The following is a 13,979-nucleotide window of genomic DNA, read 5'->3' as shown; positions in this document are numbered from 1 at the left end:
AACACGAAGCAATTCCTTGAGCCGCCTCTCCACACTACCTGAACTGCGAGCCCGTTACGGCGAGCGTTACCGCTGGCTGTTGCTGCTGTCCGTGATGATAGGCACGATGGCGTCCATCATGTCGTCCACCATCGTGAACGTGGCGATTCCCGACATGAGCCACCATTTTTTGCTGGGCCAGGGCCGGGTGCAATGGGTCAGTTCCGGTTTCATGGTGGCATCGACAGTGGCCATGCTGACCACGCCCTGGCTTTTGGCGCGTTACGGTTATCGCCGTACCTATGTCAGCACCATGCTGCTGCTGCTGGCCGGCGGCATGCTTGGCGGCCTTGCCAACAACTTCAGCCTGGTGCTGGTCGCGCGCGTGATGGAAGGGCTTGCGGCGGGGGTGGTGCAGCCGATACCGGCCATTATCATCATGCGCGCCTTTGCCCCGCACGAGCAGGGCCGGGCCAGCGGGCTGTTCGGCATGGGCGTGGTGCTGGCGCCCGCCGTGGGCCCCAGCGTTGGCGGCATCCTGGTGGACCTGTTTGGCTGGCGCTCCATCTTCTTCCTGGTGGTTCCGCTGTGCCTGCTGTCCCTCTGGATGGCCTATCGCTACGTACCCAATACCGGCCCGGGCGGCGTGGCCGCCGACAACAGCAGCGACATGATCGACTGGCGCGGCCTGCTGCTTGCCGGGGCCGGCACCCTGTGCCTGCTCAATGGCATGGTGGCATTGCATGGAAACAACCCGCTGGAAGCACTGGTCTTGCTGGGTGCGGCGGCGGCTGCGCTGATGGCCTTTATCTGGTGGCAGCGCCGCATGACGGATACGGGCCGCGCGCCATTGATGAACCTGGCGCTGTTTCGCAACCGGCAGTTCGCGATGGGAAGCGTGGTCGCCTTTATTTACGGCACTGCGCTGTTTGGCTCGACCTACCTGCTGCCGGTCTACATGCAGCTGGGCCTGAACCTTTCTGCCTCACATGTGGGCACCATCCTGTTGCCCGCCGGGCTGGTGCTTGCCATCACCATAGCCGGTGTGGGGCGGCTGGCCGACAGGCAGCCGACATGGCTGCTGGTCTGCACGGGCTTGGGCCTGTTGGCGGCCTCGTTTGGCCTGATGCTGACGGTGACATTGACTTCCACCATGTGGCTGCTGGTGGCGTGGGCCATCATGGGGCGTATCGGGCTGGGCTTCATCCTGCCCTCGCTCAATCTGGGTTCATTGCGGCCGCTGCCCAAGGACCTGATGCCGCAGGGTGTCAGCGCCATCAGTTTCATACGCATGCTGGGCGGTGCCATCGGCGTGAGCCTGTGCGGCATCGTGCTGGAGTGGCGACTGACCGCACACGGTGACTCCCTGGCCAACGCCACCAGCAGCCTGGCGCGGCTGACCGCTTTCAACGAATCCTTCCTGATGCTGGCAACCCTGTGCGTGGTGGCCATGATGGCAGCCTCCCAGCTGCGTGAGCCGAAAGCTGCGGCTGAACCTTCAGGAGTGAAATAAGCATGTGCCAATTAATGGGCATGAACTGCAATGCACCGACGGATGTGACTTTCAGCTTCCGCGGTTTTGCGCACCGGGGCGGCCACACCGATCACCACTCCGATGGCTGGGGCATTGCTTTTTTTGAGGGGGAAGCCGGTGCCGGCTGCGACAAGGGCCTGCGCCATTTTGTGGACCACCAGCCGGCTTCCAGCTCGCCGGTGGCCGAGCTGATCAGCCACTACCCGATCAAAAGCCGCAATGTGATTGCGCACATCCGCAAGGCCACGCAGGGCCGCGTGGCGCTTGAAAACTGCCACCCCTTTGTACGCGAACTGTGGGGCCGCTACTGGGTCTTTGCGCATAACGGCGACCTTAAAGATTTTGCGCCGCGCCTGCACGGCAGCTTCCGGCCGGTCGGCAGTACCGACAGCGAGCGGGCTTTTTGCTGGATCATGCAGGAGCTGGCCAAATCGCATGCGGATGTGCCCAGTGTTGAAGAGCTGAGCATCACGCTGCGCGAGCTGGCGGGCAAAATAGCCGGCCACGGCACTTTCAATTTCCTGCTGAGCAACGGGCAGGCCTTGTGGGCCCATGCCTCCACCAGCCTGTATTACGTGGAGCGCAAACACCCGTTTGCACACGCCACCTTGAGTGATGAAGACGTGAGCGTCAATTTTGCGGAACACGCAGACCCTGCGGACCGGGTGGCCGTGGTGGTGACCGCGCCGCTCACCACCAATGAAAACTGGACCGCCTTTGCGCCGGGCGAACTCAAGGTGTTTGTGGACGGGGCGCTGGCGGCAGCCTAGTCTTGCCGCCTCAGCCCTTCAGGGCTGCTTCCAGCGCATCGATAAACATCGCCGCCACGTCAAAACCAGTCTGGTCAAAAATTTCCTGGAAACAGGTCGGGCTGGTGACATTGATCTCCGTCACCGAATCGCCAATCACGTCCACGCCCGCCAGCAGCAGGCCGCGCGCAGCCAGAACGGGGCCGAGCGCGTTGCCGATTTCCTGGTCGCGTGCCGACAAAGCTTGTGCAACACCCTTGCCGCCGGCCGCCAGGTTGCCGCGCACCTCACCACCCTGGGGAATGCGCGCCAGGCAATAGGGCACGGGCTTGCCGCCTATCACCAGCACGCGCTTGTCGCCCTGGGCAATCGCGGGCAGGAACTTCTGCACCATCACGCTCTGGCTGCCATCCTTGTTCAGCGTTTCTATGATGCTGCCCAGGTTCATGCCGTCCTGTGTGACGCGAAAGATGCCCATGCCGCCCATGCCGTCCAGCGGCTTGAGGATGATGTCCTTGTGCTCGGCGTGAAAACGCCTGATGTCGGCCGCCCTGCGCGTGACCAGCGTCGGCCCGCTGAACTGCGAGAACTCCAGCAGCGCCAGTTTTTCGGGGTGGTCGCGCAGTGCACGCGGCTTGTTGAAAACCCTGGCGCCTTCGCGCTCGGCCTGCTCCAGCAGGTGCGTGCTGTAGAAAAACTCGCTGTCAAAAGGCGGGTCCTTGCGCATCAGCACGGCGTCGAAGTCGGCCAGCACTTCAGGCCCATCGGGGCGCTTGCTGTCGGGTGCAAACCAGTTGTCCTTGTCGCCCGTGAGTGTGATGTGCCTTACCTGGGCGCAGACCTTGCCGCCGGTCTGCCAGCTGATGTCCTGCGTTTCGCAGGCGCTGATGCTGTAGCCGCGCCTTTGCGCCTCGCGCATCATGACAAACGTGGTGTCCTTGTAGATCTTGAAGGATTCAAGCGGGTCGGCGACAAAGAGGATATTCATGGATTTCAGTCGTTAAGGGGCCGGGCTGGCAGCGGGCTTTGCGTATTGTTGTACAAACAGCGCCAGCGCGCCTGCGACCACCCCCCAAAAGGCCGAGCCGACACCGGCTATTACGACGCCCGACAGCGTGACCAGAAAAGTGATCAGTGCAGCCTCGCGGTGCGCCTCCTCCTTTACCGCGGCGGCCAGGCCGCTGCCTATCGTGCCCAGCAGGGCCAGCCCGGCAATGGCCACCACGAGTTCCCTGGGAAAGGCCGTCAGCACGCCGGTGATGGCCGCGCCAAAAATACCGATCACGATATAGATGGCACCGCAGGACACCGCTGCGGTGTAGCGCTTGCCGGCGTCTTCATGCGCTTCTTCTCCCATGCAGATGGCCGCGGTGATGGCACTCAGGTTGAGTGCGAATGCACCGAAGGGCGCGAGCAGCAGCGTGACCACGCCGGTGAGGGTGATGACTTTTGAGACCGGTATGCCGCCGTCTGCCGCATCCGGCCCGTAACCTGCGGCGCGAATTGCCGCCACGCCCGGCAGATTCTGTGAAGCCATGGTCACCACAAACAGCGGGATGGCCAGGCTGACGATTGCTGCCAGCGTGAATTTTGGCATCACCAGTACCGGTGCTGCAAAGGAAAAAGTGACCTCGGACCAGGTCAGCTGCCCGCGGACAGCTACATAAACAATAGCGCCCAGCAGGGTCAGCACCACCGCATAACGCGGCAGCAGGCGTTTGGCGAGGAGGTAGGTGGCCAGCATCACCAGCACCAGCGGCAAGGCTGTTTGCGCCGCCGCGAAAGCCTGCATGCCAAAGCGCGCCAACACGCCCGCAAGCAAGGCGGAAGCAATTGCCACTGGGATGCGGTTCATGACTTTTTCGAACCAGCCGGTCACGCCGAACAGGGTGATCAGCGCCGCGCTGGCCATGAATGCACCCACCGCCTCGCCCATGGAGAACCCGCCTGCCAGCCCGGCCGTCGCCAGCACGGCAGCCCCCGGCGTGGACCAGGCCACCATCACCGGCTTTTTCAGCCACAGGGAAGGGATCACCGAGCACAGTCCCATGCCTATGCCCAGCGCCCACATCCATGAGGCAATCTCGGCAGGTGTGGCGTTGAAGGCGAGCGCCGCCTGGAACACAATGGCCACCGAGCTGGTAAAGCCGACAAGCACGGCAACAAAACCCGCCGTGAAAGCGGAAAGATTGAGGTCTTTGAAAAACTGCATTCCAGATTCCTCAGACGGCGCGGGGCGCAGGGGCATGCTGTCTTTATGTTTCATCCAGGTCTTTCATGGTCCACACAATGCGGGCGAATTCCGGTTTTAGCTGTGCCCTGGCTTCGCCGTCCAGCCGGGCCAGGCTGGCATGCAGCCTGATGCGGCGGGGCGAGATGGGCGCGCCGCGCGACGCAAAAATTATGCAGTTGCTTTTTTCCGGCGCAGGCACCTCGACCGCATTGCCGCCAAAGCTGCGCAGTATGCGTTCAGCCCAGACAGGGTAGTTGCTGTCATCGTAGTGCAGGTTGACGGCCAGCACGCCGCCCGGGTTGAGCGCGGCAAAGCAGTCGTCATAAAACGGTTGTGAGCACAATGCGGCAGGCTGGCCTTCGTGGTCAAAACCATCGATCAGCAGGACGTCAAAGCCGGCAGCCGGGGAGGCCATGAACGCTGCACCGTCGCCTTCCATGACCTGGAAGCGGGCGTCATCATCGGGCACGCAGAAGTCGCGGCGCAGGGCGATCACGTGCGGATTGTTTTCAAGCACGGTCATCCGGCATTCAGGCAACTGGCGGTAACAGAACTTGGCCAGCGAACCGCCGCCCAGCCCCACCATGGCGATGCTGGCCGGGGCCGGCTGCAGCAGCAGGAAGCCCATCATGGTGAGGGTGTAGTCCACCTCCAGCTGCCAGGGGCTGTGCCTGTTCATCCGGCTTTGCAGCTCGCCCTTTGTGAAGTGCAGCGACCTGGCCTGCCCGTCGTCGTGCACAAAGGGTTTGGTGAAGTCCTGTCCGTGCGCGCGGTCCGGCGTGGCGCTCATGCCGGGCGGCAGGTCGGGAAGTGTTGGCCATGGGGTCATGCGCGGATCTGCAGCCTTGGTCTGGGTGCGTACATGTTGACGCTAAGATTGGAGCGGTTTTATGAGTTTAAGGTGTTTTTCGTATAGTTCACGGGCGCAGCAAGCTATGATTTTGATAGCTGCCGTCAGGCGCCACGAAAACCCGCCCATTGCGGAGTGATTGCAAGCACATGGCCAGCCGGCAGCGTGGACACCATTACAGCGTTTATGTGATCGAGCTGGCGCCCGAGGTGTGGGACATCGCGCGGTTTCGCCGCGCCAACCCTGACTACATCCTCGGCAAGCCTTTTGTCTACGTCGGCATGACGGGGCTGGACGTGGACCAGCGTTTTGACAAACACAAGGCGGGCATTCAGGCGAATCGTTATGTGCGCGATTTTGGCTTGCGGCTGCTGCCCAAACTCTATGAGATGTACAACCCCATGCCCTACGAAGGCGCACGTGACATGGAAGTCGAGCTGGGCATTGGCCTGCGCGAGGCAGGCTATGGCGTCTGGCAGGCCTGATCTTAAGCAGGTGCTTATTCGATCGCGCTCACGGTCATGCCCTGCTGTTCGCAAAAGCCCTTGAGGATTTCAGCGATCCGGGCTTCCGGCAGAGTTGTCACCAGTTCCACAATCCTGTTGTCGCTGCCTTTGTGGCTGTCACTCACGGTAACTGTGGCCCGGCTGTCTCCGGCTGCCAGCAGGGCCTGCAGTGAGGGGCCCAGCGCATGCATGACCTTGCCGCGCTGTGCCGCGGGCGTCGTGGATTGCGCCGCGTAGTAAAGCTCAAAGGAAAAGTTTGTCTTGATGTCCATAGGAAGGCAGTTTGCACCCGGCCGCTGCACCCGTACGTAAGACAATGCCGCGCCTGCGTCTACACGGTCGCGGGCTCGTCCTGCGGCGCTGCGGAGGGCAAAAAGGCATTGCTGCCCTGGCGCAGGGGCGGTGCCTGCGCTGCGACTTCGGAGGCCACGGCATCCAGCGCCTGCGCCACCACGGCCTGCGTGTCGACCGGACGCAGCCAGCGCTGCATGATGAGTTTTTCGCAGCTGCGTTTGGTCATGGAGTGCGGCTGGCCGCCATGGCTTAAAAACATGAACAATGTCGCCTTGCTGCTGGCCCAGATCAGCTGGGCGCGCAGCCAGCGGCGCTTTGAATACAGGTCTACCCAGCTGCCGGTTCTCAGGCTCAGCAAAATGGCCTCGGCTTCCGGACTGGTATGCGCAGGCCGGCTTGTGTTGTCCCCTTCGGCTTGCGCTGTTGCGTCCGGGGCTGCTGCGGCGGCCTCCACGGCCATGGGCAGGGGCCTGGCTGCTGGCGGGGCTGCCGGTAACTCATCCAGGAGTTCACCCGGTGCCGTCGGCAGGGTGTCTTCAAAACCCGCTGCATCCAGGTCGTCACGGCCCAGCCAGGGTTGCTCGGCAACCCTGGCGCGCCGCTGTTCCGGCGTGGCCGGCAGTTCCTCGGGCTCCAGCGGGATGGCGCCGGACTCTTCTGCATCGCGCTTGCTTTTAAGCCGCCGCAACTTGAGTACCGGCTGGTGCAGCTTCATCAGCGACTCGAAGAATTTCTCGTTTTCCCTGGGGGTCTGTCCCAGCATGCTCAGGCCGCTGTGGAGCTTGTCCAGCAGGCCGGGGATCATTTCAATCAGTTTGGCGGGGCGCTTCAGGGTCACGTCGCGCTTGACGCTCCAGAGCAGGTCTGGCACGACCGAACCAAACCCTTCGGGGTCTACCTGGTTGCGCTGGTCCACCAGTTTGGCGTGGGCCATGGCCAGCGACCAGGGGCCAAACAAGAAGTCCAGCACCACGCCGGGCACATTGTCCAGGTCCGAACGGGCGCTCAAATCAAAGGCAATCTGGTCCGCACGCTCCTGGCGCTCCTCGGCAAAGTGCAGGGCCTGCAGGACCTTGTGCCGGGTTTCAAATTCACGCTGGTCCTGTGCGTCCCACGCATGTTCCAGCGCGGCCAACGCCGTGCCAAACGGTTTTGCATCCTCAATCGACAGGGCATTGAGTTCATTGAAGCTGCCTGTCACCGCCTGGAAAAAAACGGCGAATTCCGGACTGAATTCGTCGTTGTATTTAAAGCTGCGCTGGGCGACGCGCTCCATCAACCGCCTGCCGGGGTGCCCTTCATCGCTGAAAAAGCGCGGGTCCACCATCGCCAGGCGCAGCAGTGAAGGCTCCAGCGCCACAATGGCTTCGCGCACGGGCACCAGCAGGCGCGGGTCCTGAGCGACCTGGTTGACCAGCTTGCGCACCACTTCCAGGCCCAGCACCTGGCCTACCTTGGTGGCTTCCTTCCTGAGCTGGGTGCGCACGATGGCCCGCTCGCGCGAGCGTCCGTACGTACCCCAGACCTTGGCACTGAGAGGGCTTGATACGTCGACAAAACGTTGTGGCCTGTCCACTGCGGGCACGGCCTGGTAACTCGCTTCATCCTCGGCTGCCGGACCGGACAGCGGGGCGGCGGTGGAATCGGGCGCCGCCTTCAGTGCGCTCAGCTCTTCGTCAACAGTGGCGTAATACGAAGGTGCGAGGCCGTGGTGTGCATTGCTGCCGCCATGAAACAGGAAGTCCTGGAACAGTTCATCCCTGATCTCATAGTTCGACAGGTCGGCATATTGCGAAGGTGGCCTGGCCGGTTTGCCGCCTGCATAAGCGCCTTCTCCACCGCTGCCGGAACCTGTACCGCTGCCGCCTGGTAGTCCGCCCGGCGTGCTCCCTGCCTTGCCGCCTCCGGCCCGTGTTTTGCCTGCGATGCCGGCAGGTGTCTGCAGCACGCGGTAGTTGGCCGCCTGCACATTCGCCTGCTCCAGGAGGTGTATGAGTTTTTCGTAGATGCGCTTGAGTTCCCGGCCCATCGGGTCGGCCAGGTGCCTGACCCAGGTTGAAACAAGCGGCGGATCAGCCGCGGCGTTTGCCATCAGGCCTTGCAGGACCTGCGTGAAAACTTCCGGTCGCAGGGGATTGAGTTCGGGCCTGACATTGGCCAGGCCTTGCGCCGAACTGATCAGCGTGTCCAGTTCGGCCAGCGTTTGCTCTACACATGGGAGGATGTGCTGCAACAGGCGCGATGATTCGATGGCTTGCGTGACATCGGCATCGTCGACCAGCGAAAACGCATCCATTCCCAGGCTGCCGGTGCGGCGCAGGCCTTGTGCCGTGCTGGTGGCAAAAGCCGTGTTGCCGTTTTCCCCGGCGGCCAGGGCCGCCGCAATACCCTTGTCGAATGCAGCCAGAAGGTCTGCCTGGTAACGTGCGCTCCAGGCCGCCTTGTTATCCAGCAGGCCACGCCAGGCGCTTGCCAGCTCGTCCCGCTCGGACGTCTTCATGCTGTGTGTCTCGGCAGCCTGCAACGCAGTGATGGCCGTTTCAATGCAATGCTCCAGCGCGGGTTTGGCCGCCCTGGCCGCCTCTTGGAGGCAGGATTGAAGAACGTCAGGTTGCGAAGCCATCTGGAGCCGAGTTCCCGGAAAAAGTTTTGGTGAGGCTCCGCCCATCGGCGTGCAACCGTCAATGCCTGGGTCGAATAGCGCCTTAGGGTAAGGGTCAATCGCAATTGAATTGAGATGTTTGCAAAGTGTTTCAATTGGTTTCGAATGCACACATATGATTATTTTGCTTCATGTCTGGATCTTTATGCGCGACCCCGTATAGATCGTAAACAGGCTCTAAGATCAGTGCCTGTTTTAAAAGGTCTGTTTGGCGCAACGCTGCCGGCAACGGGCCCGGGTGTTGAGCGTGCAGCGTAGTTTGTCGTGAGGTTTTCCAGCTTGTTTCCTGTACGGTTGTTCTTGAGTCTTCGTTTCGCCCTTATGGCGGGTGCTGTCGCGGTGTGCGCCAATGCCTGGTCGCAGACCGTGCTGGAAAATGTCGGCTTGCTGGGCATGAGCCGTGAGCAACTTGAACCCGCGTTGCCGGGTGCCCAGCCGGTGAGGTCGCCCCGGCGGCTCTCGTCAGGGGCGTTGGGTTTTTTGCGGGTGCCCGATGTGTTGCTGGAGGGTTCGCATTTTGAGCAGACCTTGTATTTTGCGCACCAGAGGCTCGAACAAATGGACCTTGTGCTGCTGATCCCTGGCGCCGGCCCGGGCACGGACGCTGCTGCCACGCAGACCCAGGCAGCTCTGCTGCAGTCCCTGCGCGCGAAGCTGGGTCCTGAACTCGCCTCGTTCGCCACCTCGCCTGAAACGCTGCCGGATTCGGCCTCATGGGTCAGCGCTGGCGCCGATGTGATGCTGTTCCGTACCGGTGCCCCAAACCGCCCCACTGTGCGGCTGGTGATCAGGCAGCGGCACCTTGTGGATGCCAGCGAGCTCTAGGGCCTTGACCAGCTGCTGTTGCTGGAAAAAGCCGCTGTGCCTTGCGGGAATAACGGGGAACAAAGCGGCGTGCGACCAGTCTAAATTCTGTCGGCGGGATTTTTTTCTGTTGGCAGGAGGTGACATCATGAAGCAACTCAAGCACTGGCAAGATCCGCTTAACGGCCTGTTAGGCGTATGGATGCTGCTCTCTCCCTGGGCACTGGGATTCCAGGGCACAACGATGGCGATGGCCAACGCGTGCATTATCGGACTGGCCCTGATCGCCACCGCGCTGGGCGCGATCTTCGTTCCCCGCGCGTGGGAAGAGTGGACAGAAGCGGCTCTGGGCCTATGGCTGGTCATATCGCCGTGGGCACTCGGATTCAACACGCATTACCAGGCGACGATGAACGCCGTGGTCAGCGGCATGGTCATCCTGGTGCTCGCCTTGTGGACGCTGATGACCGACAAGGATTACAACGGCTGGCTGCGTCACTGGACGGCACATTGACTTGCGGGTCGTTGTACGCAGCGGACTGCAGCCGGGCGGGGTATGCGGTTTGCCCGACATCGCGTGTGCGTCGCGGTGTGGGGCTTTTGCTTGGGGAGGGCTGTCCGGGCTGCAGCAAGCGCCAGTCCGGGCTCTTCTTGGTGCCCTGATCCGGTCCGAATGCAAAACGGCGCCCCAGGGCGCCATTTTTTTTGAAATTCATGAAGAATCGGCCGGCAGCCATTGTGGATGTTACGCAAGCAGCTACTCAATCGATAGCAAGTGATTTTTCCGGTATCTGGCCCGGCGGGTAGCCGCGCGGCGGGCTGATGGCCGTACATGCCGCAGCATTCTTCGCCAACGGGGGGCTCAAAAGATAGCGTTAACATGACGCCATGAAAGAGCCAGCTGCGCCCCCCAGAAAGCTTCCCCGTGCAGCCCGGCCCGGCACGGGTGGCATCACCCTGAACGATGTGGGCAGGCTCGCCGGCGTGTCGGCCATCACCGTCTCGCGCGCCCTGAACACCCCTGCCGCCGTGTCGCCGGACACGCTTGAGCGTGTGCGCAGCGCCATCGCGCGCAGCGGTTATGTGCCCAATCTTGTGGCGGGCGGGTTGGCCTCCAATCGCAGCCGCCTGGTGGCTGCGCTGGTACCCACGATTGCCGGGCCGGTGTTTCTGGAAACCATACAGGCGCTGACCGACGCACTCGCTGATGCGGGCTGCCAACTGATGCTGGGCCAGAGCGGTTATGGCGGCGCGCGTGAAGATGCACTGCTGGACGCCATCATCGGCCGCCGCCCGGATGGCATTGTGCTGACCGGCATCATGCATTCGGCCGAAGGCCGCAAGCGCCTGCTGGCCTCGGGCATCCCGGTGGTTGAAACCTGGGACATCACGCCCACGCCGATTGACATGATTGTGGGGTTCTCCCACGAGAAAGTAGGCATTGCCGTTGCCGACTACCTGCATGGACAGGGCTTTCGCAAACCCGGCATCGTGATCGCCGGCGATGAACGTGCGATGCGGCGGCAAGCAGGTTTTGAGCAGCGGTTTGCAGAGCTTGGCGTCCGGGACATTCCGGTATGCCTGGTGCCCGCGCCTTCCGCGCTGGGCAATGGCCGCATGGGCTTTGCCGATCTGCGGGCCCGCCACCCCGGCATCGATGTGGTGTTCTGCGGCTCCGACGTGATCGCGCATGGTGTCATCACCGAAGCCCAGGCGACGGGCCTGTCCGTGCCGGGCGAGGTTGCCGTCATGGGTTTTGGCGACCTGCCGTTTGCGGCCTTTACCCATCCGCTGCTAAGCACGGTGCGCATTGACGGTACGGCGATAGGCCGGCAGGCTGCACGCTTCATCCTGGACCGGGTTGAAAACCGCGATCCAGGACCCCGGGTGCGCGACCTAGGGTTTTCGATAGTCAAAAGAGCCAGCGCCTGACTTGACTCGCTAAATCGTCCCATCTAACATTAATTTGTTAGCGCTAACATTTGAAGATCAAGGAATATCTTCAGCTGGTCAGGCGATGAATGACTCAAACAGGAGACCTCAGTGAGCACAAATTTCTCGCGCCGCAAGGCGGTACTGGGCCTGGGTGGCCTTGGCCTCGGCGCGCTGTTGCCCATGTCGGGCACCGCCCAGGCTGCCGACATCGCTACGCCAGGCTGGCCGGTCAAACCCATCACCTATGTGGTGCCCTTCACGCCTGGCGGCTCGACCGACGTGATAGGCCGCACGCTGTCGCAAAAACTCGCTGAAATACTCGGCCAGCCGGTGGTGGTCGACAACAAGCCGGGTGCCGCCGGGGCGGTGGGTGCAGCTTATGTTGCCAAGGCCAAACCTGACGGCTACACACTTTTTGGCGGCACCATCAGCACGCACGCCATCAATGCCAGCCTTTACAAAAACCTGCCTTACGACCCGGTAAAGGATTTCGAGCCGGTGGCACTGGTGGCCACATTGCCCAATGTGCTTATCGTCAACCCCGCCCTGGGCGTGAATTCGGTGGCCGAGCTGGTGGCGCTGCTCAAGCGCGACCCGTCCAGGCGGAGCTTTGCCTCGTCGGGCGCCGGCACATCCACGCACCTGGCGGGTGAAATGTTTGCCGAACTGATAGGCGTGCCGCTGACGCATATCGCCTACAAAGGCACGCCGCCGGCCATGATGGACGTGTCCTCCGGCCAGGTGCCTTTCATGTTTGACCAGATGACGGCTGCGGTTTCGCTGGTGCAGGCCGGCCGCCTCAAGCTGCTGGCCGTGACTTCGCCCAAACGCATGACGCTGGCGCCCAACCTGCCGACCATGATGGAAGCCGGCATCAAGAACTTCCAGATGTCGTCCTGGCAGGCTGTTTATGCACCCAAGGGCACACCGCAGCCCATAGTGCACAGGCTTAACGCCGACATCGTGAAGATCCTCAGGATGCCGGATGTGATGAGCAAACTCACCGACCAGCTGGGCATGGAAATCGTCGGCAGCTCGCCCGAAGAGCTTGCGGCCTTCATGAAGGTGGAGATCGCCCGTTGGGCTGAACTCGTCAAAAAATCCGGAGCCACGGCCAGCTGACATGAGAAAAGACATACGGATCAAACACGTGCGCGTCACGCCCATCGCCTTTCGCGACGGGCCCTTGCTGAACGCCAGCGGCATTCATGAGCCCTGGGCGCTGCGCAGCATTGTTGAAGTTGAAAGCTCCGATGGCCGCGTCGGCATTTCCGAAACCTATGGCGACGAGCCCATGGTGCGGGTGCTGGAGCAGGCCAGGATGTTGTTGATAGACCTTTCACCCTTCGATCTCAATGTGATGGAAGAGCGCGTGCGCGCCGCCATCAAGCCGGGCCGTGCAGGGGATGGCAGTGTGCAGTTTGAGTTGGCGCCCGGCTCGCACACCGCCAAAAATGCCGACAAGGTCATCAGCGCCATGGAGGTCGCCATGCTGGACCTGCAGGGCCAGATACTCGGCCTGCCCATCTGCGACCTGCTGGGCGGCGCGGTGCGCAGTGAAGTGCCTTACAGCGCCTACCTGTTCTACAAATACGCCGAGCATGCGGGCCAATCTTATGCGCCGGATGCCTGGGGCGAGGCGGTGACACCGGAGCAGATCGTCAGGCAGGCGCAAATGATGGTCGCGCAATACGGTTTCAAAAGCATCAAGCTCAAGGGCGGTGTGTTTGAACCGGCGCAGGAGATTGCCGCCATGAAAGCGTTGCGCCAGGCCTTCCCGGGCCTGCCGTTGCGGCTGGACCCCAATGCCAACTGGACGCTGCAAACCAGCATCGCTGCGGCCAGGGAACTGGACGGCCTGCTGGAGTATTACGAAGACCCGACACCAGGCCAGGATGGCATGGCCGAACTCGCCAAACACTGCCGCGCGCCGCTGGCCACCAATATGTGCGTCACGACCATGGAAGAGTTCAGGCGCAATGCTTCCACGCATGCCGTGAAGATATTGCTTTCGGATCACCACTACTGGGGCGGCCTGCGTGCCACGGCATCGCTGGCACGCATGTGCAGCGTATTTGACATGGGCATGTCCATGCATTCCAATTCACATTTGGGCATCAGCCTGATGGCCATGACGCATGCGGCGGCGGCCATCCCCAACCTCACCTATGCCTGCGACACGCATTACCCGTGGCAGGAAGAGGAGGTGGTCAAGGGCGGCAGGATTGTGTTCAATGAAGGTGCGGTCAAGGTCCCAGCCGTGCCGGGACTGGGTGTGGAAATCGACCAGGCGCAACTCGCCAGGCTGCACCAGCAATACCTCGATTGCGGCGTGCGCAACCGCAACGACCTGGCGCAGATGCGCAAATACGATGCCGCTTTTTCGGGGACCAGCCCGCGTTTTTAGGATTGCACAAAAAGAAAGACGACAAA

At 62.1% G+C, this 13,979-nt stretch carries 13 protein-coding genes; 8 read left to right on the top strand and 5 right to left on the bottom strand.

The genetic code is table 11. The annotated features are described in order from the left end of the window. Positions 1-16 precede the first annotated feature (16 nt). Positions 17-1,492: a DHA2 family efflux MFS transporter permease subunit gene (locus ACFQND_RS09490; RefSeq protein WP_377413243.1), complete on the top strand. Its 1,476-nt coding sequence runs from the start codon at positions 17-19 to the stop codon at positions 1,490-1,492. A gap of 2 nt (positions 1,493-1,494) precedes the next feature. Then, the gene (locus ACFQND_RS09485; RefSeq protein WP_377413240.1) at positions 1,495-2,283 is read left to right on the top strand and encodes a class II glutamine amidotransferase; all 789 of its coding nucleotides are present in this window, start codon (positions 1,495-1,497) and stop codon (positions 2,281-2,283) included. A 10-nt stretch (positions 2,284-2,293) separates the two neighbouring features. Here the strand turns inward: ACFQND_RS09485 and gshB are convergent, their stop codons facing one another. Genes gshB through ACFQND_RS09470 form a run of 3 tightly spaced genes read right to left on the bottom strand, consistent with a single transcriptional unit; the run spans position 2,294 to position 5,324 of the window. Further along, a complete protein-coding gene (gshB, locus tag ACFQND_RS09480; RefSeq protein WP_377413237.1) occupies positions 2,294-3,250 on the bottom strand; it encodes a glutathione synthase in 957 nt (318 codons plus the stop codon). A 12-nt stretch (positions 3,251-3,262) separates the two neighbouring features. Further along, positions 3,263-4,474, bottom strand: a complete 1,212-nt coding sequence (locus ACFQND_RS09475; RefSeq protein WP_371439123.1) for a benzoate/H(+) symporter BenE family transporter — start codon at positions 4,472-4,474, stop codon at positions 3,263-3,265. Between the two features lie 43 nt (positions 4,475-4,517). Then, positions 4,518-5,324 (bottom strand): spermine/spermidine synthase domain-containing protein, encoded by an 807-nt coding sequence (locus ACFQND_RS09470; protein ID WP_371439122.1) that lies wholly within the window; start codon positions 5,322-5,324, stop codon positions 4,518-4,520. Between the two features lie 170 nt (positions 5,325-5,494). On the opposite strand from ACFQND_RS09470, the gene ACFQND_RS09465 reads away from it, so the two are divergent. After that, complete coding sequence (locus tag ACFQND_RS09465) at positions 5,495-5,830, top strand: hypothetical protein (RefSeq protein ID WP_371439121.1); 336 nt, start codon at positions 5,495-5,497, stop codon at positions 5,828-5,830. Between the two features lie 14 nt (positions 5,831-5,844). Here the strand turns inward: ACFQND_RS09465 and ACFQND_RS09460 are convergent, their stop codons facing one another. Together ACFQND_RS09460 and ACFQND_RS09455 are read right to left on the bottom strand one after the other, a co-directional pair. Beyond that, positions 5,845-6,123: a hypothetical protein gene (locus ACFQND_RS09460; RefSeq protein ID WP_371439120.1), complete on the bottom strand. Its 279-nt coding sequence runs from the start codon at positions 6,121-6,123 to the stop codon at positions 5,845-5,847. Between the two features lie 59 nt (positions 6,124-6,182). Continuing rightward, positions 6,183-8,768 carry a DUF1631 family protein gene (locus ACFQND_RS09455; RefSeq protein WP_371439119.1) on the bottom strand — a complete coding sequence of 862 codons (2,586 nt, stop codon included), beginning with the start codon at positions 8,766-8,768 and terminating at the stop codon, positions 6,183-6,185. Positions 8,769-9,107: 339 nt separating this feature from the next. On the opposite strand from ACFQND_RS09455, the gene ACFQND_RS09450 reads away from it, so the two are divergent. The 5 genes from ACFQND_RS09450 (at position 9,108) to ACFQND_RS09430 (ending at position 13,953) form a co-directional block, all read left to right on the top strand. Then, positions 9,108-9,632, top strand: coding sequence for a hypothetical protein (locus ACFQND_RS09450; protein ID WP_371439118.1), 525 nt, complete (start codon positions 9,108-9,110; stop codon positions 9,630-9,632). Between the two features lie 127 nt (positions 9,633-9,759). Beyond that, the gene (locus tag ACFQND_RS09445) at positions 9,760-10,125 is read left to right on the top strand and encodes an SPW repeat protein (RefSeq protein WP_371439117.1); all 366 of its coding nucleotides are present in this window, start codon (positions 9,760-9,762) and stop codon (positions 10,123-10,125) included. A 374-nt stretch (positions 10,126-10,499) separates the two neighbouring features. Then, entirely contained in the window at positions 10,500-11,543 is a 1,044-nt protein-coding gene (locus tag ACFQND_RS09440; protein WP_371439116.1) for a LacI family DNA-binding transcriptional regulator, read from the top strand. Between the two features lie 111 nt (positions 11,544-11,654). Next, positions 11,655-12,668: a Bug family tripartite tricarboxylate transporter substrate binding protein gene (locus ACFQND_RS09435; protein WP_371439115.1), complete on the top strand. Its 1,014-nt coding sequence runs from the start codon at positions 11,655-11,657 to the stop codon at positions 12,666-12,668. Position 12,669: 1 nt separating this feature from the next. After that, positions 12,670-13,953 carry a glucarate dehydratase family protein gene (locus ACFQND_RS09430; protein WP_377413230.1) on the top strand — a complete coding sequence of 428 codons (1,284 nt, stop codon included), beginning with the start codon at positions 12,670-12,672 and terminating at the stop codon, positions 13,951-13,953. Positions 13,954-13,979 lie beyond the last annotated feature (26 nt).

The organism is Polaromonas aquatica (assembly GCF_042659145.1).
Classification (GTDB): domain Bacteria; phylum Pseudomonadota; class Gammaproteobacteria; order Burkholderiales; family Burkholderiaceae_C; genus Polaromonas; species Polaromonas aquatica.
This window is presented reverse-complemented; position numbering and strand designations above follow the sequence as displayed.

What these genes read in the sequence shown, in the direction of transcription:
- ACFQND_RS09440 (WP_371439116.1), top strand. Translation starts at nt 10,500, where the DNA reads ATGAAAGAGCCAGCTGCGCCCCCCAGAAAGCTTCCCCGTGCAGCCCGG.
- ACFQND_RS09465 (WP_371439121.1), top strand. Translation starts at nt 5,495, where the DNA reads ATGGCCAGCCGGCAGCGTGGACACCATTACAGCGTTTATGTGATCGAG.
- gshB (WP_377413237.1), bottom strand. Translation starts at nt 3,250, where the DNA reads ATGAATATCCTCTTTGTCGCCGACCCGCTTGAATCCTTCAAGATCTAC.
- ACFQND_RS09460 (WP_371439120.1), bottom strand. Translation starts at nt 6,123, where the DNA reads ATGGACATCAAGACAAACTTTTCCTTTGAGCTTTACTACGCGGCGCAA.
- ACFQND_RS09445 (WP_371439117.1), top strand. Translation starts at nt 9,760, where the DNA reads ATGAAGCAACTCAAGCACTGGCAAGATCCGCTTAACGGCCTGTTAGGC.
- ACFQND_RS09430 (WP_377413230.1), top strand. Translation starts at nt 12,670, where the DNA reads ATGAGAAAAGACATACGGATCAAACACGTGCGCGTCACGCCCATCGCC.
- ACFQND_RS09470 (WP_371439122.1), bottom strand. Translation starts at nt 5,324, where the DNA reads ATGACCCCATGGCCAACACTTCCCGACCTGCCGCCCGGCATGAGCGCC.
- ACFQND_RS09485 (WP_377413240.1), top strand. Translation starts at nt 1,495, where the DNA reads ATGTGCCAATTAATGGGCATGAACTGCAATGCACCGACGGATGTGACT.
- ACFQND_RS09475 (WP_371439123.1), bottom strand. Translation starts at nt 4,474, where the DNA reads ATGCAGTTTTTCAAAGACCTCAATCTTTCCGCTTTCACGGCGGGTTTT.
- ACFQND_RS09455 (WP_371439119.1), bottom strand. Translation starts at nt 8,768, where the DNA reads ATGGCTTCGCAACCTGACGTTCTTCAATCCTGCCTCCAAGAGGCGGCC.